This is a genomic window from Flavobacterium sp. Arc3, assembly GCF_041431375.1.
GTDB lineage: Bacteria > Bacteroidota > Bacteroidia > Flavobacteriales > Flavobacteriaceae > Flavobacterium.
This window is the reverse complement of record NZ_JASMRI010000010.1, coordinates 78,138-103,792: the sequence shown is the minus strand read 5'-3', so window position 1 is coordinate 103,792 and position 25,655 is coordinate 78,138. Positions and strand designations below refer to the sequence as shown.

The following is a 25,655-nucleotide window of genomic DNA, read 5'->3' as shown; positions in this document are numbered from 1 at the left end:
AAAAACCCCATCTTGTTAAAAACAAGATGGGGTTTAGAATAGTATAATACATTTTTCTTTACTTCAATCCGGCTAAACTTTGCTCGATTGTTTCAATTTTCGCTAAAGCATCAGCTTCTTTTTGTCTTTCATTTGCCAAAACTTTCTCTGGAGCTCCATTTACAAATTTCTCATTAGACAGTTTTCCTTGTACTGATTTCAAGAAACCTTTTGTATAATTCAATTCTGCAGTTAATTTCGCAACCTCTTCCTCTACGTTGATGTTTCCAGTAATCGGAATAAAATATTCATTCGATTTTACTCTAAACGATAAAGCACCATCTACTTTTTCAGAAACATACTCTAATGCGGTGATGTTTCCTAATTTGGTTACAACCGAATCAAAATAAGTTGAAGCTGAATCGTTATTAATCGCTTTTAACTCAATCGCGTCTTTAAAAGGGATATTCTTGTCTTTACGAATGGTTCTAATTCCAGAAATCACTTCGGCAGCATTTTCAAAGTCGGCAATTAGAGCCGTCTCAAAAGGTTTTAATTCTGGCCAAGTTGAAACAATCAATGCCTCTTCAGGAGTTCTATCTGCTAATATTTGCCAGATTTCTTCCGTCAAGAACGGCATAAAAGGATGCAATACCTTCAAATTATTTTCAAGCATTTCGATTGCTTTCGCAAAAGTAACACTATCAATAGGCTGTTGGTATGCCGGTTTAATCATTTCAAGGAACCAAGAACAGAAATCATCCCAAACTAATTTGTAGGTTCCCATTAATGCTTCTGAAATTCTGTATTTTTCAAAATTATCTTCGATTTCTAAAAGGGTTTGTTGCAATTTAGCTTCATACCATTCGATAGCCACTTTTGAAGATTCTGGTTGCGGAATTGTATCAGATACTTCCCATCCTTTTATCAATTTGAAAGCATTCCATATTTTATTAGTAAACCCTTTCCCTTGGTTACATAATTCTTCATCAAACATGATGTCATTACCTGCAGAAGCGCTTAAAAGCAAACCTACACGAACCCCATCGGCACCAAATTTCTCAATTAAATCTAATGGATCTGGTGAATTCCCTAATGATTTAGACATTTTACGTCTTTGCTTGTCGCGAACTAATCCTGTTAGATACACATTTGTAAATGGTTTTTTACCCGTGTATTCATATCCAGCAATAATCATTCTCGCTACCCAGAAAAACAAAATGTCCGGTCCAGTCACTAAATCATTCGTTGGATAATAGTATTTAAAATCTTCACTTTCTGGATCCATTATTCCGCCAAAAACAGACATTGGCCACAACCAAGAAGAGAACCATGTATCTAATGCATCAACATCTTGTCTCAAATCTTTTGTTTCAAGTTTAATGTTTAATGTTTTCTCACGTGCTAACTTTAAAGCATCTTCTATGTTTTCAGCCACTACAAAATCTTCTTTCCCATCTCCGTAGAAATAAGCTGGAATTTGTTGTCCCCACCACAATTGACGAGAAATATTCCAATCGCGAATATTATTCAACCAGTGCGCATAAGTATTCTCAAAACGTTTAGGATGCAGTTTAATATCTCCGTCTACCAATACAGATTGTATCGCCGGTTTTACTAAATCTTCCATTTTTAAGAACCATTGATCAGATAATCTTGGTTCGATAACAGCTTTGGTTCTTTCAGAAGTTCCTACTTTATTCAAGTGTATTTCTGTTTTTGCAAGCGCACCAATTGTTTCTAATTCTACTGAAACTTCTTCACGAACTACAAAACGGTCTTTTCCTTGGTAATGCAAACCAAAACTATTCATTGTTGCATCTTCATTGAAGATATCAATAATTTCTAAGTTGTGTTTTTCTCCAAGAGTTTTATCGTTCATATCGTGAGCTGGTGTCACTTTCAAACATCCTGTCCCAAATTCAATATCAACATATTCATCTTCAATAATAGGAATCACGCGACCACAAATAGGCACAATCGCTTTTTTACCTCTTAAATGAGCAAAACGTTCGTCATTTGGATTGATACAAATTGCACTATCTCCAAAAATTGTTTCGGGACGTGTTGTAGCAATAGTTAAGAAGTCTTCGCTTCCTTCTATTTTATATTGAATGAAATATAATTTACCTTGTCTTTCTTCAAAAATAACTTCTTCATCAGATAAAGTCGTTTTAGCTTCTGGATCCCAGTTTACCATTCGGTATCCGCGATAAATCAATCCTTTGTTGTATAAATCAACAAAAGAGCGAATTACAGACGCTGACATGTCTGGGTCCATTGTGAACTTTGTCCGTTCCCAGTCACAAGAAGCACCCAGTTTTTTAAGTTGTTCTAAAATTACTCCACCATATTTATCCGTCCAATCGTAAGCATGTTTTAAAAACTCTTCCCGAGATAAATCAGATTTATTGATTCCCTCTGCTTTCAGTTTAGCAACAACCTTGGCTTCGGTGGCGATAGAAGCATGATCCGTACCTGGAACCCAGCACGCATTAAATCCTTTTAGACGTGCTCTTCTAATCAAGACATCTTGAATCGTATTGTTTAACATGTGTCCCATGTGTAAAACTCCGGTAACGTTAGGCGGAGGAATTACTATGGTATATGGCGTTCTATGGTCAGGCTCAGAGTGAAAATAATTATTTTTCATCCAGTAGTCATACCATTTATCTTCAATAGTCTTGGCGTCAAATTGTGCGGGAATTGTCATAAAAAGCAACTGTTAAAACCAAAATTAAACTTTGGTCTGATATTTGTAATTCATATAGGGGACAAAAGTAAATAATTAAGTACACTATAAAAAGCGAAATAAAAATTTGTGCTTTAATTAAAAGAAAGTAAATTTACTTTTTATCTATAAAAAAAATCTTATGAAAAAAATAGCAACAATAATAGCGGTCGTATTCTTTACAAGTATTGGATTTGCCCAGAACGGGCCAAAGATTCAATTCAAAGCAGAAAACAACACCGTTGATTATGGAACCATAACTAAAGGAAAAGATAATGGAGTACGCGTATTTGAATTTACAAATACCGGTAACGCTCCACTTATCATATACGCAGTTCAATCCACTGCTAGTTCTACTATCCTATCAAAACAAACTGATACTGTCTTACCGGGGAAATCAAGTAAAATTGAAGTGAAGTATAACATGGCCGTAGGACCTATCAGAAAAACGATTACGGTAGAATCGAATGCCGTTAATTATGACGAAGGTAGAGTTCCTTTAAAATTAAAAGGAGAAGTAATCGCTAAATAATATTAGTGATACCTTAAAAAAATTAAAACGTTCCTTAATCATTATTTTAAGGAACGTTTTTCGTTTTACAAAATATCGATTAGTTGAAATCTAAATTTTAGCAGTTGATGATCTCTCTCAACCTCTATAGTTATCCATTTATCCTCTTCTGACCTTAACATTGAATTGATTTGCTCAAGAGAATATTTATAGGCTATGTTTTTATTTATGGAAATAATTACATCTCCTTTTAGTAAACCACATTTTGCTGCTGGTGAATTTTTTCTAAGATTGGCAATTTCAAAAACAGGTTTTAATTGAAACTTGTACTTTAAACCAGTAGCCTTTTTATCATCATTGATTTCCACATGATCTACGGTTATTGGAAAAGCACGTAACTGAACAGTCTCCTTAACCCATTGCACGCCTGAATGCCTGATTTCAATTCCACTTTTGTTATAAACAAAAGGAGCAAAATAGCGTCTGTTTTTCTTTAAATATAAAAACTCATTTTGGTAATCAAAAACAACTGAAAATCGTCTTAAAATTTCTCCTCCGATGGACCCTACCCTACCTGGAACCATTGTGACATGTTTTATAGAACTGGAATCCGGGAACGCTACTATAGGTTTGATAAATTTAAAATCAGAAATTAAAAATTCTGAAATTCGAGCTCTTTTTCCTTCCACGTCACCACTAAAGCCTTTACCTAGATAATCATCAAAATTATTTACTGGAACTTTTATTTTATGATTCGCATTTTGAAATAGCCAAATCGCATCACTATTTCCAACATCTATAAGTAATTTTGTAGGAATAAGTTCCGAATCAATAACAACATTAGCATTTACATATGGTTTTGCATCTTCAAGAGTAATAGGAACTTTTTTATATCTCCTTTCAATCCTTCTCCTATTTCTCCTACTGTCTTTGTAAAAGAACACTTTTCTTTTATCGTAATTGATTTCGATTAAATTATTTATAAAAAAAGAAGATCCAATTACGCCATTTACTGGAATTCCTATATGCGAGGACAAATTAAAATTCTGATCGACAATAACATATAAAAGATGATTACTAGATTTCATTCCCTTAACCTCCATTTGATTTCCCACAGATTTTAATCCGTCAATAGCCTCTTCACTACCTAAACCTCGCAAAGTAATCTTTTCAATATTTTTAAGACTCACATCACTTTGCTCTTCTAAGCTAAATAGAATAGTCTCCTTTACGCCAGAATCTAATAAAAAGGTCAACTCAACGCCGTTGACATTTATGGGAATAAATACTAGGTTATTAATTAATTTAAAAGGAATACTTATTTTGTTAACCTCTTTTTCAAATCGAAATCCACCCTGAGCCGAAATACTAAGGGTAGATATGAAAAGAAAAAGTAAAAAGATCCATTTTTTCATAGAGTAACGTTTCCATAAAATTACTGAAAAAACTAAAGAATATTGCACATTTAACAATAAATAGGCTAGATAGTTTATTTAGTTCAAAAAAAAAATCGCAAATTTGCATTTCAACAATTATTACCATGCCAAAAATATCGAACAAGGGTACACAAATGCCTGAATCTCCAATACGTAAATTAGTTCCCTTCTCTGAAATTGCAAAGAAGAAAGGAAACAAAGTATATCATCTAAATATCGGACAACCTGATATAAAGACACCAGAGGTGGCTATGAATGCAGTAAAGAATTTTGATATCAAGGTATTAGAATACAGCCATTCAGCCGGTTTTGAAAGTTACAGAACTAAACTATCTCAATTCTATAAAAATCAAGGATTACCTATTGATTTTGAAGACATCATCATTACAACTGGTGGGTCTGAAGCATTGCTTTTTGCAATGGGAAGCACTATGGATCCTGGTGATGAAATTATCATCCCCGAACCATTTTATGCTAATTACAATGGTTTTTCTACTGCATCAGGAGTTAATGTAGTTCCAGTTATTTCATCAATTGACACTGGTTTTGCTCTTCCTCCAATTGCTGATTTTGAAAAACTAATTACGCCAAAAACAAAAGCAATCCTTATATGCAATCCAGGAAACCCAACAGGTTATTTGTATTCGAAAGAGGAAATGATGCAGCTTGCTGACTTAGTAAAAAAACACGATCTGTTCTTAATCGCTGATGAAGTTTATCGAGAATTCACTTATGACGGAGACATTCATTATTCTGTAATGAACATTCCTGGACTTGAAGAAAACGCTATCATGATTGACTCTGTTTCTAAAAGATACAGTATGTGCGGTGCAAGAATTGGTTGCATTGTCTCAAAAAACAAGGAATTAATGACTGCTGCAATGAAATTTGCACAAGCAAGATTAAGTCCGCCAACATTTGCTCAGGTAGCAAGTGAAGCAGCTCTTGATACTCCTCAAAGTTATTTTGATGAAGTAATCTCAGAGTATAGAGAACGTAGAGATACGCTTATCGCTGAACTTCATAAAATTGAAGGAGCAAAAGTAGCGACTCCAAAAGGAGCTTTCTACTGTATCGCTGAACTTCCTATTGAAAACGCAGATGATTTTGCAAGATGGCTTTTAGAAAGTTATGATCTTGACGGAGAAACAGTAATGGTTGCACCAGCAGCTGGATTCTACTCTACTCTTGGTGTAGGTCTAAACCAAGTTCGAATTGCTTATGTCTTACAAAAAGAAGAGTTAATTAGAGCAGTACAAATACTTAAAGAAGCAATTGTAGTTTATAACGCAAAGTAATTAGCACTGCAATTTGAAAACAGTGATACTATAATGCTATAAAAATAGCGATATAGCTCTCTTAATTAAAACAATACCCTACAACGGCAATAACCATTATAGTTATTGCCGTTTATTTTTAATACAAAACCGTAAAAATCGCTTTACCCAATCACTATGTTAAAGCAATCATTAATTATTAAAAGGGATAGAAATTCTTTAGTATTTATTAATTATCTTTACGGCTTAAATATATACACCCACTATAATAGTAGCTTTTAATGAAACATAATGAAGAAATTCATGACGAAATAGGAGATAATCATATTGGTTCATGCGCAACAAACCCTTTACGAGAAGACGCTTTTGATATTACTGATGACGAAAAAATAGAAAGCATAAAAAAAGATGTTGAAAGCATTCTACTCACACTAGGAATGGATTTAACAGATGACAGCATAAAAGGCACACCCAATCGTGTTGCTAAAATGTTTGTAAAAGAAATTTTTGGAGGATTGAATCCTGCTAGAAAACCAAAAGCATCTACATTCGACAACAATTACAAATATGGCGAAATGTTAGTTGAAAAAAACATTATCGTTTACTCCACTTGTGAGCACCACTTGTTACCGATTATAGGAAGAGCACATGTTGCCTATATCTCTAATGGAAATGTAATTGGACTGTCTAAAATGAACAGAATTGTTGAGTACTATTCTAAAAGACCACAGGTACAAGAGCGCTTGACGATGCAAATCGTTCAGGAATTACAAAATGCTTTAGGTACAAAAGACGTTGCCTGCGTTATTGATGCAAAACATCTTTGTGTGAATTCAAGAGGTATTAGTGATATCGAAAGTAGCACAGTTACTTCTGAATTTGGTGGAAAATTTAAAGACCCTCAAGCTCGTAGAGAATTTTTGGATTATATTAAGTTAGAAACAAAGTTCTAAAGTAATCTATATAGTCAATTACCCACAAACCATTAGCCCTGATTAAAGTGGAAATCCTTTTTATTTTTTCTTTAAAAATAAAAAGATTGAAACGGAAAGCAGGAAACAGCTCCTAAAAAAACAAACATGCCTTTATATACTACCCAGAAGTTAAAAATATACAATTCTCTTTCAGGAGAGAAAGAAACATTCGTACCTATTCATGAAGGCAGCATAGGTATGTATGTTTGCGGACCAACGGTTTACAGTAATGTACATCTTGGAAATGTGCGAACTTTTATGTCTTTTGACATTGTATTCAGATACTTACTGCATTTAGGCTATAAAGTCCGTTACGTACGTAACATTACTGATGTAGGACATATTGTGGACGATGCAGAAGATGGAGAGGACAAAATTGCAAAAAAAGCACGTTTAGAGCAGTTAGAGCCAATGGAAGTTGTGCAACGTTACACCGTTGACTTTCATGAAATTTTAAAGGCTTTTAATTTTTTGCCTCCAAGTATCGAGCCTACAGCTACAGGACATCTTATTGAGCAAATTGAGATTATAAAAACAATTATTGATAAAGGAATTGGATATGTAGCCAATGGCTCTGTCTATTTTGATGTCGTTAAATTCAATAAAACCAATCATTACGGTAGATTAAGCGGTCGCAATATTGAAGACATGCTTGCTAATACACGTGATCTTGATGGACAAACTGACAAAAGAAATCCACAGGATTTTGCACTTTGGAAAAAAGCCGAGCCGCAACATATTATGCGCTGGCCTTCTCCGTGGAGCGAAGGTTTCCCTGGTTGGCATTTAGAGTGTACAGCCATGAGTACAAAATACCTAGGGAATCATTTTGATATTCACGGTGGTGGAATGGATTTAAAATTCCCTCATCATGAATGTGAAATCGCACAAAACGAAGCTTGTACCGGCCAAACTCCAGTTAATTACTGGATGCACGCTAACATGCTGACTTTGAACGGTAAAAAAATGGCTAAATCTACCGGAAATAATATTTTACCAAGAGAGATTTTAACAGGAGAAAATTCTATACTAAGCAAAGCCTTTCCCGCTTCGGTAGCTCGATTCTTTATGCTACAAGCACATTATAGAAGTATCCTTGATTTTTCTGATGATGCTATTGTTGCAGCCGAAAAAGGGTATAAAAGACTAATGGAATCATTAGCTACTTTAAAACAAATAAATGCGAGTCCTAACAGCACGCTGGACATAGCTAGCTGGAAACAGTCATGCTACGATGCTATGAATGATGATTTTAATTCACCTATATTAATTGCCCAATTATTTGAAGGAGTTCGTTTTATCAATTTACTAAATGATAGTAAAGAAACCTTAAATGCGGTCGATTTAGAAAATTTGTCAACAACAATGAATGCTTTTGTATTTGATGTATTGGGACTGGAAGATGAGAAAATAGCAGACGGTACCAATGACAAATTGGAGGCTGTTGTTAATATGCTTATAGGCATGAGAAATCAAGCTAGAGCGGATAAAAACTTTAAACTTTCTGACCAAATAAGAGATCAATTAATTGCTTATGGAATTCAATTGAAAGATGGTAAAGAAGGAACGACCTTTAGTGTTTAGTAATCAGCTAAGAAATTCAAATGCTAATTATCTAAAATATGATTTCAAAAATCCTCATATTTCCTTTTATAGTATTAGTTCGCTTTTATCAAGTTGCGCTATCCCCACTTATGCCCGCAACCTGTAGATTTGCACCTACTTGTTCCTCTTATATGATTGAAGCATTGCAAGTTCATGGTTTGTTTTATGGCGGATTTCTGGGTGTTAAACGAATTTTAAGTTGTCACCCTTGGGGCAAAACGGGTTATGACCCAGTTCCTAAAAAGAAGTGCAGTCATCAACACCAACCATAAAGGTAAACTTCTATTATTTGACTCTTAAATACCACAATAAAATAACGCATATTTTCAATATACTATTGAAACACAAAACAAAAAATGTATTTTTACATCAAATAAAAAATAATGACACACGCTTTAAACATAGTTTGGAACCCATCAGAAGGTATTGATTTAGGTTTTTTTATAATTCGTTTCTACAGTCTAATGTTTGTAATTGCATTTGGACTGGGTTGGTACATCATGAAAAACATCTACGATCGCGAAAACGAATCCATAGAAAAATTAGACTCCTTGTTTATCTGGACTGTCCTTGCCACATTACTTGGTGCTCGTTTAGGTCATGTTCTCTTCTATGATTGGGAATACTTCCGCAATCATCTATTAGAAATATTTTTACCTTTTAGATTTACTCCTAATTTTGAATTCACCGGATATCAAGGACTAGCAAGTCATGGAGCAGCCGTATCAATAATAATCGCCATGTATTATTACAGCAAGAAAGTGCTACAAAGACCATTGCTATGGATTTTAGACCGAATTGTTATCGCTGTGGCAAGTGGTGCTATTTTTGTTAGACTGGGTAATTTTTTCAATTCTGAGATTATAGGAAAAGAGACAACTTCTGCTTTTGGAATAAAATTTGTTCGTGATCAATTTAGTCCTAGAGATGCAGTTAACGCAACACAAATACCAAACCCTAAAGACGCGTATCAAGCTATTGCAACTAATCCGCAGTTTGCTAATTTACTAGAACAAGTTCCTGCCAGACACCCAGCTCAATTGTATGAAGCATTTTGTTATGTTTTTGTTTTTGCAATATTATTTTTCTTGTATTGGAAAACAGAAGCCAGACTTAAATCAGGTTTTTTATTCGGACTTTTTCTAGTCCTGCTATTTTCCGTACGTATCATTGTCGAATTTGTAAAAGAAAGCCAAGGTGGATTTGAAAGCGCTTTAGGATTACTTTCTACAGGTCAATGGCTCAGTATCCCATTTATTCTTATCGGGCTATATTTTATTTTCACAGCTAAAAAACCAGTAAAAGTTTAAGACCTGGTTTAGAATAAAACCAAATTAAAAAGCTTCCAGAAACGGAGGCTTTTTTTGTCTTCTATGTCCCGTGCCGAAACAGCACCACAGAAATGATGGTAAATCTGTTAAAATGGATAATTCAAGCCAAATTCTACATTACGCGTATTAAAACCAATATTTACTTTCTGCAATCCACCATTAGAAAGATGACTAAAATTAGGTCTTACTTCAACTATCATATTACACACTTTGTATGCAATTCCTAATGAAACAATATTAGAAAACGCAAACCCCTTAGAAAGCCGTTCCGTCTCAGTATCTGTAATCATGGGGCCAACACTCCCTAATAAAAAAATAGAAAAACGCTCTGAAATAGGCGTACTTATAATAAAACCTACATTCAAACTATAGTCTTTTATGTATTCTACGCTCCTGTACTTACTTGGTCTTTCCAGTGTGGACTGCACATATTCCTTTGCATAATAATCCCTGCTTGTACGCTTATATTCTATAAAATCCATTTCAGGTTGAATAATTAGTTGATACTTAAAATTCCTACTTTGTTTTAGCAGCGTACTAAGCTGTACTTTAGAATAGCGGCTTGTATAACTGTAGTTCTTATTCCCTAAATTATCTCCAAGACCATAATAAATACCAACCGCAAAATTACGCTTGATCTCTTGCGCATAAACTCCTTTAAACGTTAGAATAAAAATTAAAGCAAAGAGTCTACTATTAGTCATCAGCAGTATTAAAAAATTAAGATACTATTTACTTGATACTATTAAATATAATCAATTTAAAGATAATCTAACGGCAAATTCAAAACAAAAAAAAAAGACCCAACTTGCGTTGGGTCCTTGTAAATTATAAAACTAATGATTAGCTTTCTTGATGTTTTTTTTCTATCAACTTTTTATCTTCTCTTGAAATTGTGTCTACCAATACTGGAGTTGCAATAAATAATGAAGAATAAGTTCCAACAATAATACCTATAAGCATTGCAAAGATAAATCCTCTAATCGATTCTCCACCGAAAAAGAACATTATCGCCAATACACCAATCATCGTTAATGAAGTATTGATTGTTCTTGACATTGTTGAATTAATTGATTTGTTCACAATTTCTGAAAAAGTACCTTTAGTATTACCATCTAAAAATTCACGAACCCTGTCAAATACAATTACAGTATCATTCATTGAGTACCCGATAACAGTAAGAATTGCCGCGATAAAATGTTGATCAATTTCCATACCGAAAGGCATAAATTTATAGCATAAAGAATAAATCCCTAATACAAATATAACATCATGGGCTACAGCTGCAATTGCACCTAAACCATATTGCCATTTTCTAAAACTAATTAACAAATATAAGAATACAATTAGCATTGATCCAAGGACTGCCCAGTATGCATTAGTTTTAATATCCTCAGCAACAGTTGGCCCTACTTTTGACTGTTGTACAACACCGTATAGTTTGCCTTCGTATGCGTTTACAAATTTATCATATGTTAAACCTGCCGAGTAATGTTGTTTCAAACTTTGAAACAATAATTTATTTACTTCTTGATCAGCCTCATTACCGTGCTCTTCAACTTTATATTTGGTTGTGATTTTCAATTGATTATCCTTACCAAATATTTTAACTTCAGCACTACCAAATACTTTAATAAGTTCTGCTTTTACAACTTCAGCTTCAATTGGTTTTTCAAAACGAACCTGAAATGTTCTTCCTCCTACAAAATCAACACCTTGATCTAGTTTATTTGTTGCCAATGAAACAATACTCACAACAACTACAATTGCTGAAAACAAATAAGTCCATTTTTTTACTTTTAAGAAATCGAAATGGAAATTTGTAAAAAAGTCTTTAGAAAAATTAGTAACAAATGTTAAATTAGCTTTTTTAGCAATGTTTCTATCGATAAAGATTCTTGCTATAAAGATTGAAGTAAACAATGAAGTTATAATACCAATTAATAATGTAGTTGCAAAACCTTTTATTGGTCCTGAACCAAAAATAAACAATACAGTACCAATTAAGATGTGCGTCACGTTTGCATCTACAATAGATCGCATTGCTCCTGTCCAACTGTACGAAGCTTTTACTGCTTCATCTAGTGATTTTCCTTCTCGTAATTCTTCTTTTGCTCTTTCATAGATAATGATATTGGCATCCACTGCCGTACCCATAGTCAAAACAATACCTGCAATACCAGGCAATGTAAGAACTGCACCTAAACTTGCCAAGATTCCAAAAAGGAATAATAAGTTAACCGCTAATGCAATATTAGCATACCAACCTGCTTTTCCGTAATAAACCATCATCCAAAGTGATACTAAAAGCAATCCCACTATCGCAGAATTTGTACCATGATCGATAGCTTCTTGACCTAAGGATGGCCCCACCACTTCTGACTGAACGATATCAGCAGATGCAGGAAGTTTACCTGCTCTCAATACGTTAGCTAAATCTTTTGTTTCTGTAATGTCGAACGCTCCAGAGATTTCAGATCTCCCTCCAGCGATTGGCCCGCTACCTACTCCTGGTGCAGAATAAACGATATTATCAAGAACAATAGCAATATTACTTTTTTGCGTGTAGGCTCTACCTGTTAATTCTTCCCAACCTTTTGCACCTTGACCATTCATCTGCATAGAAACAGCAGGTTTTCCTGACTGATCAAAAGTATCTTTCGCATCAGTAACAACTCCACCACTCATTGCAGGGACGTTATCTCTATTTCCTTTTAAAGCGTATAACTCTACCGCTTCAATATCTTTATCTTTAGCGTCTTTTATTGTTGTAAGTTTTCCCCAAACAAATTTAGCATAACGCTGCTCTGCTGGCAGTAAATTTATAACATCTTGTCTTTTAAAATATCCGTTTACTGTTGCTGTATCTTTTGGTGAGAAAAGACCTAAAACTGGACCACCACCTTGAACAATAATTTTGTCAAGCAAAGGGTTATTTCCTTTTTTAGTAGCAGCAGAATCTCTTCCGTCTGTTAATAAAGCGCTCAAAGAATCTTTAACTACTGGTTTTGACTCCACTGTAGTAATTTCGGTTTTTTTCAATGCCTCATTTGTAGCCATCAAGAAATTACCAATTTCTTCAATTTTGTACGTTTCCCAAAACTCTAATTGAGCAGTACTTTGCAATAATTTTTTAATTCTGTCTACATCTTTAGCACCAGGAAGTTCAACAAGAATTCTTCCAGACTCTCCTAACTTTTGAATGTTAGGTTGGGTAACTCCAAATTTATCTATTCTTTTTCTTAGTACTCCAAAAGCACTTTCTACAGATTCATCAACTTTTCTTTTGATAACCTTTTCAACTTCTGCGTCAGTCATTTGATAATCTACTCCACCTTCTCCTTGTAAACTTCTGTTTGCAAAAATATCTGGTGAAGCTAATTTTACAGTTCCTTTTGAATTTGCAGCAAAAGCATCAAAAAACTTATCTAAATAAGACTTGTTTCCTTCTAAATCAGCCGTAGCATCTGCCAAAGACTTGTTAAATACAGGGTTTTTAGAATTATTAGATAATCCTTTCAATATATCTTTTACTGAAATTTGAAGTATTACATTAATACCACCTTCTAAGTCAAGACCTTTGTTGATTTGCTTATCACTTACTTCATTGAAAGTGAAATTTGTAAATCCAAGGTTAAAGACACTTTCCTTACCGATGGAATCTAAATATTTTGTTTCTTTTTCAGAATTACCTGCAGCGTATGCTTTGGCATCATTTTTTACTTTGCTTGCGACAAAAGTGAAAGAAAGTTGGTAAATACTCACCAATGCAAATAGAATTGCGAAAAATTTAATAAGTCCTTTATTCTGCATTATTACTAAAAATTAATTATTTTATATTTATTTGTTTATTTTCAACTCTTATAAAAGAACCCCTGACTACGATTTCGCTTCTAAAAAAGAAAACCAAGAATTATATTATTTATTTTTAACCGAGCAAATATATAATTAACGTTAAGATTAACCAATTTATTTATTAATTAATCTCAAAAAAAAGACTGCTAAAGTGCAGTCTTCTTTATTATATAAGGTATTGATTAACCTAAAATTGATTTAAGTGCATCGTTCATTGCTCGAACGGCCACTGCGCTTTTAGCAAACACGGCCTTCTCTTTATCATTTAGCTCAATCTCAATAATTTCTTCAACACCATTTTTACCTATTATACAAGGTACACCGATACAAATATCGTTTTGCTCGTACTCCCCTTCAACAAAAACAGAACAAGCAATCATTTTCTTTTGGTCATTCAAAATACTATCCACCAAATAAGCAACTGATGCTCCTGGCGCATACCAAGCTGATGTTCCTAAAAGACCTGTAAGCGTTGCTCCACCAACCATAGTATCAGCAGCTACTTTCTCTAAAGCCTCCTCTGAAAGAAACTGAGATACTGGAATTCCATTGTAAGATGCTAAACGCGTCAAAGGAATCATTGTCGTATCACCATGTCCTCCAATAACCATTGCTGAAATATCATTAGCTGGTTTACCCAAAGCCAATGACAAATATGTTCTAAAACGAGAGCTATCAAGAGCTCCACCCATTCCTATGATTCTATTTTTTGGTAATCCAGTAGATTTTAAAGCTAAATATGTCATGGTATCCATTGGATTTGAAACCACTACAATAATAGCATTTGGCGAATGAACCAATACATTTTCAACAACCGTTTTTACGATTCCTGCATTGATCCCTATCAATTCTTCACGCGTCATTCCTGGTTTCCTAGGAATTCCGGAAGTAATAACTACCACTTTACTATCAGCGGTTTTAGAATAATCATTGGTAACACCAGTAACTCTGGTATTGAATCCTGTATTAGTAGCACATTGCATAATATCTAAAGCTTTCCCTTCGGCAAAACCTTCTTTAATGTCTAACAATACTACTTCACTTGCAATTCCTCTATAAGAAATTACGTCTGCACAAGTTGCTCCTACATTTCCTGCTCCTACAATAGTAACTTTCATCTTTTATATATGTATTTCTGGTTAGTTAGTTGATTCTTATAATTTAATTACGCATCAATATTTGCGTAAACTGCATTTTTTTCAATAAATTCTCTTCGTGGCGGCACTTCATCTCCCATTAGCATAGAGAAAACTCTATCTGCTTCAGCTAAGCTATCAATCGTCACTTGGCGTAAGGTTCTAAAACTTGGATCCATCGTAGTTTCCCACAATTGCTCTGCATTCATTTCCCCAAGACCTTTATAACGTTGAATAGCTGCGCTACCCCCCATTCTTTCATTGGCTTGATCACGTTGAAGATCATTCCATGCGTATTCTTTTTTATTTCCTTTTTTAACTAAATATAACGGTGGTGCAGCAATATAAACATGACCTTCTTCAATTAGCTCCTTCATGAACCTAAAGAAGAACGTTAATATTAAAGTAGAAATATGACTACCATCGACATCGGCATCACACATAATAATTACTTTATGGTAACGTAGTTTTTCAATATTCAATGCTTTACTGTCTTCGGCTGTACCAATGGTAACTCCTAATGCAGTAAATATATTTCTAATCTCTTCGTTTTCAAAAACTTTGTGATGCATTGCTTTCTCTACGTTCAGAATCTTACCACGTAATGGTAAAATAGCTTGAAAAGCTCTATCACGACCTTGCTTAGCCGTTCCCCCTGCCGAATCTCCCTCGACAAGATATACTTCACATTTTGCAGGATCTTGCTCAGAACAATCAGACAATTTTCCTGGTAATCCACCGCCACCCATTACGGTTTTACGCTGTACCATTTCACGTGCTTTTTTAGCCGCGTGACGTGCTTGCGCTGCAAGAATAACCTTTTGAACAATAATTCTAGCGTCATTTGGATTTTCTTCCAAATAAGCTTCAATCATATCACCTACAGCTTGACTTACTGGAGAAACAACTTCTCTATTTCCAAGTTTGGTTTTAGTTTGTCCTTCAAATTGTGGTTCCGCAACTTTTACAGATATAATAGCTGTAAGTCCCTCACGAAAATCATCCCCAGAGATGTCAAATTTTAATTTATCTAACATTCCCGAAGCATCTGCATATTTCTTAAGAGATCTAGTTAGACCCGTTCTAAAACCTTGCAAGTGCGTTCCACCTTCGTGCGTATTGATATTGTTTACATAAGAAAATATATTCTCAGTATAACTTGTATTATAAATCAAGGCAACCTCAACTGGAATTTCTCCTTTTTCATTATCCATAGAGATCACATGCGCAATAATAGGCTCACGATTTCCATCCAAGTAACGAATATATTCTTTTAATCCTTCATCGGAATGAAAAATTTCAGAAACAAAATTTCCGTCTTTATTTAGTTCTCTTTTATCTGTAAATGTAATTGTGATCCCTTTATTAAGATAGGACAACTCACGCATACGAGCTGATAAAGTATCGTATGAAAACTCAGTTGTTTGCGTAAATATAGTTTCATCAGGATAAAAAGTAACAATCGTTCCTCTTTTTGTAGTTTCCCCAATTTGTTTTACTGGATATAATGCTTTTCCTTTTTCATATTCTTGTTGGTACACTTTTCCATCACTACTATGAACCGTAGCCGTAAGATGATTTGATAGCGCATTTACTACCGAAACCCCAACACCGTGCAGTCCCCCAGAAACTTTATAGGAATCTTTATCAAACTTTCCTCCAGCACCAATTTTAGTCATTACAACTTCTAATGCTGAAACTCCTTCTTTTTTATGAATTCCTACAGGAATACCACGACCATTATCTTCAACTGTAATAGATCCGTCTTCATTAATATCAACAGTAATGGTATCACAATGACCACCCATCGCCTCATCGATCGAGTTATCCACTACTTCATAAACTAAATGATGAAGTCCGCGAACCCCCACATCTCCAATATACATCGATGGACGCATTCTTACATGCTCCATTCCTTCTAATGCCTGAATACTATCTGCTGAATAATTGTCCTTCTTGATTTCTTCGCTCATATGATTTATTCTAATAATGTAATTTCGTCTAACACGCAAATATATAAAAATGTAAGCTATATTACCGTTAAAATAGCTTTTTAAGCCGTTAAGTTATTAACATATTGTTGATTTTTTTGCATAAAAAAACGCTCTCAAAATGAAGAGCGTTCTAATTTTATATAAAATGCAATTGTTTTTTAAACTTTTGCGCCAGCCATAGCTATTTCAGTATCTGCCTGTACATGCGCTTCATTTGCTCTTCCACTTGGATCTTGATTTTCCTGCCATTTTGGAATCCACTTTCTAACCGTTTGTGCCGCACTAACTTGCGGGTAATGTCTATTGAAAATAGATCGGTAAAAATAAGCCTCTTTCGTAATTGGAGGATTGTATGGAAATTCCGCAACTGCTCCATACAGCTGCTCGTCTGTAACTTGAGAAGCACAATATTCTATTAATTGGTCGATCCAGTTGTACCCTACGCCATCAGAAAATTGTTCTTTTTGTCTCCATAACACCTCTGCAGGCAAATACGGATCTTCTGGAGTATCAAATGCTTTTCTTAATATGTATTTTTCTTTACCATCATACGTTTTAGGCTGCTTCTCTTCCGGCTTAATACGTACAGCCATTTCTAAGAATGCCTTGTCTAAAAACGGCACTCTAGCCTCCAGCCCATGAGCCATCGTAGATTTATCAGCTCTTAATAAATCGGCAGTAAATAATTTCTGTACTCTTTCAATAGTTTCTTTTTGGAATTCCACTGCAGAAGGCGCGCTTCTAAAGTATAAATATCCTCCAAAAATCTCATCAGCCCCTTCTCCAGACAACACTACTTTAACCCCTAAATCGCTAATTGCTTTTGACAAAAAATACATTGGCGTACTGGCTCTTATCGATGTCAAATCATAAGTTTCTAAATACCAAATTAATTTATCTAATATTTTTATACCCTCTTCAACTGTAAAGTAAATTTCATGATGTTCAGTACCTAAAAAATCAGCTACTTTTCTTGCCGCTAAAGCATCCGGAGCATTTGCATCTAATCCTATAGAAAATGAATGTAATTTTTTCCCTTGCTTCGCCAATAATCTCGAAGCAATTGCAGATGTTAATGACGAATCCAATCCACCAGACAACAAAACTCCGATAGGCACATCGCTCATCAAGCGCTTGCGAGTAGCCTCGGTCAAAGTGGTTCGGATTAACTCTAAGTCTAAGTTTTGATCAGCCTTTTGATAATCTTCATATACAGGTTTGTAATACTTTACAAAACCGGTTTTTTGTGTGTAATAATGTCCGGGAGGAAAAGTGGAAAATGTTTTACATTGATCCGCAAGAGATTTCATTTCTGAAGCGAAATAAATTCTGCCTCTTTCATCTAAACCGTAATATAATGGTTTTACTCCTAGTGGATCTCGAGCGGCGACAAAATCATCTCCGTTTACCACAACGAAAGCAAAATCACCATCTATCTTATTACAAAAGTCATAACCGAATTCTTCGTACAGATGAACAATCACTTCCGAATCTGATTTTGTTCTAAAAGTGTGCTCTTTCAAGATACCGTCTCTTAGTTCTTGATGATTGTAAACCTCACCATTATGAACCACATAAGCAGTATTACTTCCTTGAATAGGTTGTTTACCAGAATGCAAATCGATGATCGACAAACGTTCGTGACTTAAAATAGATCCGTTTTCCATAACATGCAAATCACTTTCGTCCGGGCCACGGTGCGACATCCTTTTTGAAAGTTCCTTTACTTGTTCTACATCTTTTCCTTTTCCTATAATGGCCAGTATTCCACACATAATTCTACTATTTTCTTTATTTTGCTAAGCCAAAGATGCGTTAGCGGTTACAAATACAAAACACAAGTACGATATTTAGTTATACTTACAAACCAAAAACATGTAAATACATTAAAAATGAAATTAAAATAGACCCGATCTGAAGGATTAGACTATAAATTGTAAACACTGCTTTTAAGCATTTCGCTTATTTAACTTTTATTCCTTTTAAATAGGTATTTGAAGGCTTCATTCTCAAAATTTCGCTCTCTTGGATTTTCATAATGTCTTGATCATACAAAACAAAGTCGGCCCATTTACCCACTTCTAGACTTCCTTTTTCTTTTTCTTCAAAATTAGAATAAGCAGCCCAAATAGTCATCCCTTTTAAGGTCTCCTCTCTCGTCAATGCATTTTCCATCTGAAAACCATCTCTAGGATACCCTTTACTGTCCTTTCTAGCAACTGCCGCATGAAAAGTCAACATCGGATTCACTTCTTCGACAGGAAAATCAGTACCAAGCGCGATAACCCCCGCTTTTTTAAGTAATTTTTTATAAGCATAAGCATTCTTCAAACGCTCTTTTCCTAATCTTTGTCCTGCCCAATACATATCTGAAGTAGCATGAGTAGGTTGAACGGAAGGAATAATTCCTAATTTGAAATAATCAAAATCGGCCTCTTGTATTACCTGTGCATGCTCGATTTTCCAACGTCTGTCTTTTTTGCCTTCTAAAGCCGCTTTGTATACTTTCAATATTACCGTATTTGCAGAATCCCCTATCGCATGTGTATTCAGCTGAAAAGCGGAACCTGCAATTCTATTGGCAATCACTTTCATATCTGGAATAGGCGTAATTAATGCACCAAACTGTTCAGGACTGTCTGAATACGGTTTATGCATGCAGGCACCGCGAGAACCTAAAGCACCGTCACCATACATTTTAAAAGAACGAACATCCAAATTATCGGTTTTGTAAATACCTTTTTTTAGGTATAAATCCATGTTTTTTTGATTCACTGTGACCATCGCATAAACATTAAGCTTCATCGCCTTAGCCTTTTGCAGGCTATCGATTAAATCAATAACCTGAGGATCTAAACCAGCATCATTCACCGTAGTCAATCCATAGTCGAACATTATTTTTTCAGCATCTAACAATGCCGTTATTTGTGTTTTTCTACTTGGTTTTGGAATTATATTAAACACTAACTCCATTGGGTTATCAATTAAAATTCCTGTTGGTTCTCCATTTACAATTTCTATCTGCCCACCAATTGTTTTTGTGTCTTTAGTGATATTGGCTAATGCCAAAACTTTACTATTCACGACAATCGCGTGACCATCAACTCTATTAAGCACCACAGGAATATTAGGAAAGTACTTATCTAAAATCGCTTTAGAAGGAAATTCTTTAATCACCCAGTCATTTTGATCCCAACCGTTTCCAACAATAAATTTAAGATTCTTCTTTTTCTGAAAAGCCTGAATACGGCTTATCACTTCCTTCATACTTTTAGTACCGCGCAAATCAACTTCCTGCAAACTTAGCCCGTACCCATAAAAATGACAGTGGGCATCAATTAAACCCGGATAGATAAACTTGCCTTTCGCATCGATTGTATTCGTAGATTCAAACTTATTGCGTATCTCTTCATTTGTACCAATGGCAACAATCTCACCATCACTTATAGCCATTGCTGTTGCTGTATCAAAAGTTTTGTTTACAGTATATATCGTAGCTTCAGTAATTATGGAATCAACAGTAGCTTTATCCTTTTTTAAACAAGAAACAAGGGTAAATAAAGCAAGAATTAAAATATAGGGTTTCATATTGTGCGGTTTAGATAGGCTAATATAAAAAAGAAGCGCAAATAAAAAAAACTACTCCTTGTTATTTACATCGAATCCCGATACTATAATAATTTTTCAAAACAAAATAGAATAATAAACCCCTAAAAATTCAACACATTATCCATGTTGTTATTAATTTTAAACAAAAAAACGCTCTCATAAATGAGAACGTTTCCCTAACTAATTAAAAATAAACTTTAAATTATGCTTTTGCATAAGCATCAGCATGCACATTAGCAACTGCTCTTCCCGAAGGATCATTCATGTTTTTGAATGCTTCATCCCATTCCAATGCGATTTTTGTACTACAAGCCACACTGGCTTCTTGAGGCACACATAAGGCTGCAGCATCACTTGGAAAATGTTCATGAAAAATAGAACGGTAATAATATTCTTCCTTAGATGTAGGTGTTTGTAATGGGAAACGGAATTTAGCATTTGCTAATTGCTCATCAGTTACCTCAACAGCTACTACTTCTTTTAATTTATCAATCCAACCATATCCTACTCCATCACTAAACTGTTCTTTTTGTCTCCAAGCAACACTTGGCGGCAACATATCTTCAAAAGCTTTACGAACTACCCATTTTTCCATTGGGTGTTCTTTGTTGATCATTTTGTCTTGTGGGTTGATTCGCATCGCTACATCCATAAACTCTTTGTCTAAGAATGGAACACGTCCTTCAATTCCCCAAGCCGCTAAACTTTTATTCGCTCTTAAACAATCGTACATGTGTAATTTTCCTAATTTACGTACGTTTTCTTCATGGAATTCCTGTGCGTTTGGCGCTTTGTGGAAATATAAATATCCTCCAAATAACTCATCAGCACCTTCACCAGACAGTACCATTTTGATACCCATTGATTTAATTACTCTTGCCATTAACCACATTGGAGTTGATGCTCTAATAGTAGTTACGTCATATGTTTCTAAGTTATAAATTACGTCTTTAATCGCATCTAAACCTTCTTGAATTGTAAATTTAATTTCGTGGTGAATCGTTCCAATATGATCTGCTACAATTTGAGCTGCAGCTAAATCTGGCGAACCTTCAAGTCCTACAGAGAAAGAGTGCAATTGCGGGTACCAAGCATCAGCAGTATCTCCTGACTCAATACGTTTTTGAGCATATTTTTTGGCTACAGCCGAAGTAATAGACGAATCCAGTCCTCCAGAAAGTAATACTCCATAAGGTACATCACTCATCAATTGTCTGTGAACCGCAGCTTCTAATGCTACTTTAATATCTTCGATTTTTGTTTCGTTGTCTTTTACCGCATCAAATTCAGTCCAGTCTCTTTTGTACCATTGAACAAATTCACCATCCTTACTAGTCATGTAATGTCCCGGAGGAAACAACTGTATTTTTGTACAATATCCTTCTAATGCTTTCAACTCTGAAGCTACATAAAAAGTTCCATGTTGATCCCAGCCAATGTACAATGGAATAATTCCCATATGATCACGTGCGATAAAATACTCATCTTTATCTACATCATAAATAGCAAATCCAAAAATCCCGTTCATTTCATCAACAAAATGAGGTCCTTTTTCTTTGTAAAGCGCTAGAATAACTTCACAGTCACTTTCTGTTTGAAAGTTGTATTTACCTTCAAATTGTTTACGTAATTCTCTGTGGTTGTAAATTTCACCATTAGCAGCCAAAATCAATTTTCCATCCTCACTTAACAACGGTTGCTTTCCTGAAGCTGGATCTACAATTGCCAAACGCTCATGAGACATGATTGCTTTTTCATCACTGTAAATTCCGCTCCAGTCTGGTCCACGATGACGAATGATTTTAGACATTTCTAACACTTGCGGTCTTAAAACTTCCGCTTTTTGTTTTAGATCAAAGGCACATACTATTCCACACATAACTATATATTTTAAACTGTTTTATTTATTTTGATAAGACAAAGATGCAATTACAGTTACAATTACAAAACACAAACAACCTATTTGATTATAAATATAAACCATATATGTAAATTATATGTGAAATTGTAACTAAAAGAAGTGTAAGAATAGTTTTCAAGTTGAAAATAGCAATTTCATAATGTCTTCTATAATCATATGAGCATCTAAGAGGAGCAACTGCAGTGAATATTATGCAATCTCTTCTATCAAATACTTCGTTCCATTAATTTCGAATGTAAATCCAACTGTATTCCCCATCAATTTATTTCCCAATGGTGATTGTGGAGACAAGGCGATAACATTAACTCCTTCAATATTTATTTTAGGTAATGCGAGACTAAGGTATAAGTATATTCCGTTTGCTTTCACTAAACTCCCTACGACTATGGTTCCGGCAACTTTAGAAGAGTCAATTTTATCCAAGACTGCTTTCTGCGTAACGACTTCTCGTAGTTTATTATTCAGTTTTTCCTGCTCAAGATGCATCATGGATAGTGCTGTTTCATGCTTGTCTCCAGCAGACCCTTTAGCATCATTTTTTGAATCTTCGGTCAGTGCCGCTATCATATCTCTAAAAACATCAATTCTGTCCTGAACGAGTTGTAAGTAATACTGATATATCTTTTCTTTAAAAGTCATGTTTTTTCATTTTAGAAGACAACAAGCAAAAATCAATAAACCCTTAAAGCTTGCTCTACGCGACCAAAGTTAGAGTAATATTCTAAAAATGCCTCATCTTTTTTAAAACCTATTTTAATTTATTTTCAAAATTTTAACATGAATTATTATCTTTATAAAAACACAATTGATAATTTTAACATTCTAATCATTTAATATACACTATGAAAAAATCGACAGTAGTAGCCACATTAGCTTTTGCTTTTACAATGCTTTTATCTTCAAATGCAAATGCTCAAAAATTTCCTGATCTAGATAAAAGTCCTATGGATGCGGCTTCATATCCTAACGATTATAAGAATGCTGACAAACTTGCAAAAGTAATCTATAGCAGACCGCAACTAAAAGGACGCAGTATTAACGAACTTGCTCCAGCAGGTAAAGTATGGAGAACAGGTGCAAATGAAGCAACAGAAATCACGCTTTACAAAGACATGAAATTAGGAGAAAATAAAGTTAAGGCAGGTACTTATACTTTATATGCTATTCCAGAAAAAGACAGCTACACTATAATTATCAATAAAGACTTGAATGTTTGGGGTTCCTACTCCTACAAAGAAGCCAATGATGTTGCTCGATTAAAAGTTCCCGTAACTGAGGGCGCTGATTCATTAGAGTCTTTTTCTATGGTTTTCACCAAAGCAGATAAAGGTATCATTCTAAACTTAGGATGGGATAAAGTTAGAGTTGCAGTTCCATTTACTGAATAACACTATTTTTAGAATATACAAAAAATGGCTTCCCATATAGGAAGCCATTTTTTTATGCTGTCGTTTTAGCTTATTAAAGCCAAATTAAAAATCAAATTTATAGTTTGCACCTACCACGATTTGAAAACCTTGAACACGGTAATTCAACCATTTTTGATAATCATTATTCGATATATTATTCGCTCTTACAAAACCGGTCAACTGACTGTTGTATTTATAACCTATGTGCGCATTAGCATCAAAATAACTATCTAATATTACTGGAGAAGAGTTTAATGCAAAAGCGGTATTCGATTGAATATCTTTACGCTCTCCTACATAAAAAACAGTAGCTCCAGCAAACCATTTTTGAGTAATATTAACATCAATACTAGAATTTAATTTAACGGTTGGCAAATTCCAAGCTTCTTGCTGGAAATCGTTTGTATAACTATTGACAGTTCCACTGATACCAAAAGTTACATTATCTGAAAAATCAGCTTTCAAGTCTGCAGATAAACTTAAAGTTTTCATATCATCATAAACGACTTTAAATGAATTCCCATACTCATAATCTTCATTTGATGCATTTTCACTGTAATCATTACTTTTATACAATGCTTTATTTTTTTCGTTCACATAAGACCCGCGAATATTATAACTCACGTTGTTCACTATTTTCCCTTTTAAACCAGCATAAACATCATATTGCTTGTCTGTAGGCGCAATATTCAAGGTTGGTGACAAGAATGTATTTTCATTAGCAAAATCCATATAAGAATTTTGCTCTAAGTTTCCTTCGGCACCAGCATAAAAAATCATTAAGTCCCCAACTACCTTGTAAGAAGCACTAATTTGAGGATACAAATACAATTTATTATCACTGTTTTCATTATCTAAACTATAGAAAACTTTAGCACCGATATTCAACGTCCAATCCTCTTTTTGCATCACAAAACTAGGCGCAATACCAAAATTTGTATACCCGTATTTTAACGGTTGAACATTATTCCTGTAATATTCCTTAAAACTACCACCTACATAGTCAACTATTACATCTGTTTTAACTGACTCGTCCATCACGTCAAATTGCAAAGACGGCTTGATGTAAAATCTGTTTTCAGATGAACCTAATGCATCCGTAAAACGATTAAACTTCATGCTTGCTTCATTCAACACACCTTCATTAAAATCAACTTTACCCCCAAAAGAAATCGTGTTATAGGTATGCTGTGGGTCAATTCCATAAATCAAATCTGATCTATCAGACGCATTTAAAGAAGCTCCAAAATTTTCCGGTAATCCATACCAGTTATAGATCTGATTTTTATACCCTAAATCCACATTCCAAGACATATCATTATAGTTAGCCCCATAAGTCAAATCGATTGACGAGTCATAAAAGCGATCGTCTAACTCTGCACTGCTTATTCCCCCTTGCGAAGAAAGATGACGAAACATTCCGCCTACGTAATCATTATTATCGAGCTCTTGGTTGACAAACAATTCGGCATTTAAAGTTCTGTAACTTCCAAATCCAAGTGTCGCATAATTATCATACATATGCTCTTGTTTTGTCTTTTCTACACCTTCCGCTTTTCCTTTTGAAGGTGTAAAAGTAGAGGCAACTGGAAAAGAGAAAATAGAATATTTAATTGTTTCTTTTTTAGCATTCCCTTCATCATCCAGAACTGGAGTCTCCTGTACCTTGAAAGCATCTGAAACTGCAGGAGTATAAGGTTTCACAACGTTTACAACCTCAGAACCTATATTTTCTTCTTTCTTTTGTGCGAAAGAAACCTGAAGTACTAGAAGTAAAAAGGCAATTGTTATTTTATTTTGGAAATTAAATTTCATGTTTTTTTGTTTTATTATAAAAAAGGCATCTACAAGGCTGTTTTCTTGCTTCCGGCATTTTGTACTTTATCT

18 protein-coding genes are annotated in these 25,655 nt (G+C 34.5%); 7 read left to right on the top strand and 11 right to left on the bottom strand.

Features of this window, described 5'->3' with window-relative positions:
* Positions 1–58 precede the first annotated feature (58 nt).
* Positions 59–2,692 carry a valine--tRNA ligase gene (locus tag QO200_RS09265; RefSeq protein WP_371538990.1) on the bottom strand — a complete coding sequence of 878 codons (2,634 nt, stop codon included), beginning with the start codon at positions 2,690–2,692 and terminating at the stop codon, positions 59–61.
* A 160-nt stretch (positions 2,693–2,852) separates the two neighbouring features.
* Here QO200_RS09265 and QO200_RS09260 point away from each other — a divergent pair, with 160 nt between their 5' ends.
* Positions 2,853–3,242 carry a DUF1573 domain-containing protein gene (locus QO200_RS09260; RefSeq protein ID WP_371538988.1) on the top strand — a complete coding sequence of 130 codons (390 nt, stop codon included), beginning with the start codon at positions 2,853–2,855 and terminating at the stop codon, positions 3,240–3,242.
* A gap of 65 nt (positions 3,243–3,307) precedes the next feature.
* Here the strand turns inward: QO200_RS09260 and QO200_RS09255 are convergent, their stop codons facing one another.
* The gene (locus tag QO200_RS09255) at positions 3,308–4,636 is read right to left on the bottom strand and encodes a PDZ domain-containing protein (protein WP_371538985.1); all 1,329 of its coding nucleotides are present in this window, start codon (positions 4,634–4,636) and stop codon (positions 3,308–3,310) included.
* A 125-nt stretch (positions 4,637–4,761) separates the two neighbouring features.
* Between QO200_RS09255 and QO200_RS09250 the strand changes: the two genes are divergently transcribed.
* The 5 genes from QO200_RS09250 to lgt all read left to right on the top strand — a co-directional run bounded on the left by QO200_RS09250 (position 4,762) and on the right by lgt (position 9,823).
* Positions 4,762–5,955 carry a pyridoxal phosphate-dependent aminotransferase gene (locus QO200_RS09250; protein ID WP_371538982.1) on the top strand — a complete coding sequence of 398 codons (1,194 nt, stop codon included), beginning with the start codon at positions 4,762–4,764 and terminating at the stop codon, positions 5,953–5,955.
* 260 nt (positions 5,956–6,215) lie between these two features.
* On the top strand, positions 6,216–6,887 hold the full coding sequence (gene folE, locus QO200_RS09245) for a GTP cyclohydrolase I FolE (protein ID WP_371538980.1): 672 nt from the start codon (positions 6,216–6,218) through the stop codon (positions 6,885–6,887).
* Positions 6,888–7,013: 126 nt separating this feature from the next.
* Positions 7,014–8,492, top strand: a complete 1,479-nt coding sequence (gene cysS / locus QO200_RS09240) for a cysteine--tRNA ligase (protein WP_371538977.1) — start codon at positions 7,014–7,016, stop codon at positions 8,490–8,492.
* Positions 8,493–8,530: 38 nt separating this feature from the next.
* Complete coding sequence (yidD, locus tag QO200_RS09235) at positions 8,531–8,785, top strand: membrane protein insertion efficiency factor YidD (RefSeq protein ID WP_371538976.1); 255 nt, start codon at positions 8,531–8,533, stop codon at positions 8,783–8,785.
* A 111-nt stretch (positions 8,786–8,896) separates the two neighbouring features.
* On the top strand, positions 8,897–9,823 hold the full coding sequence (gene lgt / locus QO200_RS09230) for a prolipoprotein diacylglyceryl transferase (RefSeq protein WP_371538974.1): 927 nt from the start codon (positions 8,897–8,899) through the stop codon (positions 9,821–9,823).
* Positions 9,824–9,930: 107 nt separating this feature from the next.
* On the opposite strand, the gene QO200_RS09225 is transcribed toward lgt, so the two are convergent.
* The 8 genes from QO200_RS09225 to QO200_RS09190 all read right to left on the bottom strand — a co-directional run bounded on the left by QO200_RS09225 (position 9,931) and on the right by QO200_RS09190 (position 22,998).
* Positions 9,931–10,548, bottom strand: coding sequence for an acyloxyacyl hydrolase (locus QO200_RS09225; protein ID WP_371538972.1), 618 nt, complete (start codon positions 10,546–10,548; stop codon positions 9,931–9,933).
* A 139-nt stretch (positions 10,549–10,687) separates the two neighbouring features.
* Positions 10,688–13,657, bottom strand: coding sequence for a protein translocase subunit SecDF (gene secDF / locus QO200_RS09220; RefSeq protein WP_371538970.1), 2,970 nt, complete (start codon positions 13,655–13,657; stop codon positions 10,688–10,690).
* A gap of 224 nt (positions 13,658–13,881) precedes the next feature.
* Positions 13,882–14,817 (bottom strand): malate dehydrogenase, encoded by a 936-nt coding sequence (gene mdh, locus QO200_RS09215; protein ID WP_371538969.1) that lies wholly within the window; start codon positions 14,815–14,817, stop codon positions 13,882–13,884.
* A gap of 47 nt (positions 14,818–14,864) precedes the next feature.
* Positions 14,865–16,808: a DNA topoisomerase (ATP-hydrolyzing) subunit B gene (gene gyrB, locus QO200_RS09210; RefSeq protein WP_371538967.1), complete on the bottom strand. Its 1,944-nt coding sequence runs from the start codon at positions 16,806–16,808 to the stop codon at positions 14,865–14,867.
* Between the two features lie 179 nt (positions 16,809–16,987).
* Positions 16,988–18,604, bottom strand: a complete 1,617-nt coding sequence (gene asnB / locus QO200_RS09205) for an asparagine synthase B (RefSeq protein WP_371538965.1) — start codon at positions 18,602–18,604, stop codon at positions 16,988–16,990.
* A gap of 187 nt (positions 18,605–18,791) precedes the next feature.
* Positions 18,792–20,417 (bottom strand): amidohydrolase, encoded by a 1,626-nt coding sequence (locus QO200_RS09200; protein WP_371538963.1) that lies wholly within the window; start codon positions 20,415–20,417, stop codon positions 18,792–18,794.
* A 223-nt stretch (positions 20,418–20,640) separates the two neighbouring features.
* Positions 20,641–22,317: an asparagine synthase B gene (gene asnB, locus QO200_RS09195; RefSeq protein WP_371538961.1), complete on the bottom strand. Its 1,677-nt coding sequence runs from the start codon at positions 22,315–22,317 to the stop codon at positions 20,641–20,643.
* A gap of 231 nt (positions 22,318–22,548) precedes the next feature.
* Positions 22,549–22,998 (bottom strand): hypothetical protein, encoded by a 450-nt coding sequence (locus QO200_RS09190; RefSeq protein ID WP_371538959.1) that lies wholly within the window; start codon positions 22,996–22,998, stop codon positions 22,549–22,551.
* A gap of 203 nt (positions 22,999–23,201) precedes the next feature.
* Here QO200_RS09190 and QO200_RS09185 point away from each other — a divergent pair, with 203 nt between their 5' ends.
* Entirely contained in the window at positions 23,202–23,747 is a 546-nt protein-coding gene (locus tag QO200_RS09185) for a DUF2911 domain-containing protein (RefSeq protein ID WP_371538956.1), read from the top strand.
* An 84-nt stretch (positions 23,748–23,831) separates the two neighbouring features.
* Here the strand turns inward: QO200_RS09185 and QO200_RS09180 are convergent, their stop codons facing one another.
* Positions 23,832–25,583 carry a TonB-dependent receptor gene (locus QO200_RS09180; protein ID WP_371538954.1) on the bottom strand — a complete coding sequence of 584 codons (1,752 nt, stop codon included), beginning with the start codon at positions 25,581–25,583 and terminating at the stop codon, positions 23,832–23,834.
* Positions 25,584–25,655: the final 72 nt, after the last annotated feature.

Excerpts from the sequence above, each read along its gene's own strand:
- QO200_RS09265 (WP_371538990.1), bottom strand. The coding sequence starts at position 2,692 with ATGACAATTCCCGCACAATTTGACGCCAAGACTATTGAAGATAAATGG.
- QO200_RS09260 (WP_371538988.1), top strand. The coding sequence starts at position 2,853 with ATGAAAAAAATAGCAACAATAATAGCGGTCGTATTCTTTACAAGTATT.
- QO200_RS09255 (WP_371538985.1), bottom strand. The coding sequence starts at position 4,636 with ATGAAAAAATGGATCTTTTTACTTTTTCTTTTCATATCTACCCTTAGT.
- QO200_RS09250 (WP_371538982.1), top strand. The coding sequence starts at position 4,762 with ATGCCAAAAATATCGAACAAGGGTACACAAATGCCTGAATCTCCAATA.
- folE (WP_371538980.1), top strand. The coding sequence starts at position 6,216 with ATGAAACATAATGAAGAAATTCATGACGAAATAGGAGATAATCATATT.
- cysS (WP_371538977.1), top strand. The coding sequence starts at position 7,014 with ATGCCTTTATATACTACCCAGAAGTTAAAAATATACAATTCTCTTTCA.
- yidD (WP_371538976.1), top strand. The coding sequence starts at position 8,531 with ATGATTTCAAAAATCCTCATATTTCCTTTTATAGTATTAGTTCGCTTT.
- lgt (WP_371538974.1), top strand. The coding sequence starts at position 8,897 with ATGACACACGCTTTAAACATAGTTTGGAACCCATCAGAAGGTATTGAT.
- QO200_RS09225 (WP_371538972.1), bottom strand. The coding sequence starts at position 10,548 with ATGACTAATAGTAGACTCTTTGCTTTAATTTTTATTCTAACGTTTAAA.
- secDF (WP_371538970.1), bottom strand. The coding sequence starts at position 13,657 with ATGCAGAATAAAGGACTTATTAAATTTTTCGCAATTCTATTTGCATTG.
- mdh (WP_371538969.1), bottom strand. The coding sequence starts at position 14,817 with ATGAAAGTTACTATTGTAGGAGCAGGAAATGTAGGAGCAACTTGTGCA.
- gyrB (WP_371538967.1), bottom strand. The coding sequence starts at position 16,808 with ATGAGCGAAGAAATCAAGAAGGACAATTATTCAGCAGATAGTATTCAG.
- asnB (WP_371538965.1), bottom strand. The coding sequence starts at position 18,604 with ATGTGTGGAATACTGGCCATTATAGGAAAAGGAAAAGATGTAGAACAA.
- QO200_RS09200 (WP_371538963.1), bottom strand. The coding sequence starts at position 20,417 with ATGAAACCCTATATTTTAATTCTTGCTTTATTTACCCTTGTTTCTTGT.
- asnB (WP_371538961.1), bottom strand. The coding sequence starts at position 22,317 with ATGTGTGGAATAGTATGTGCCTTTGATCTAAAACAAAAAGCGGAAGTT.
- QO200_RS09190 (WP_371538959.1), bottom strand. The coding sequence starts at position 22,998 with ATGACTTTTAAAGAAAAGATATATCAGTATTACTTACAACTCGTTCAG.
- QO200_RS09185 (WP_371538956.1), top strand. The coding sequence starts at position 23,202 with ATGAAAAAATCGACAGTAGTAGCCACATTAGCTTTTGCTTTTACAATG.
- QO200_RS09180 (WP_371538954.1), bottom strand. The coding sequence starts at position 25,583 with ATGAAATTTAATTTCCAAAATAAAATAACAATTGCCTTTTTACTTCTA.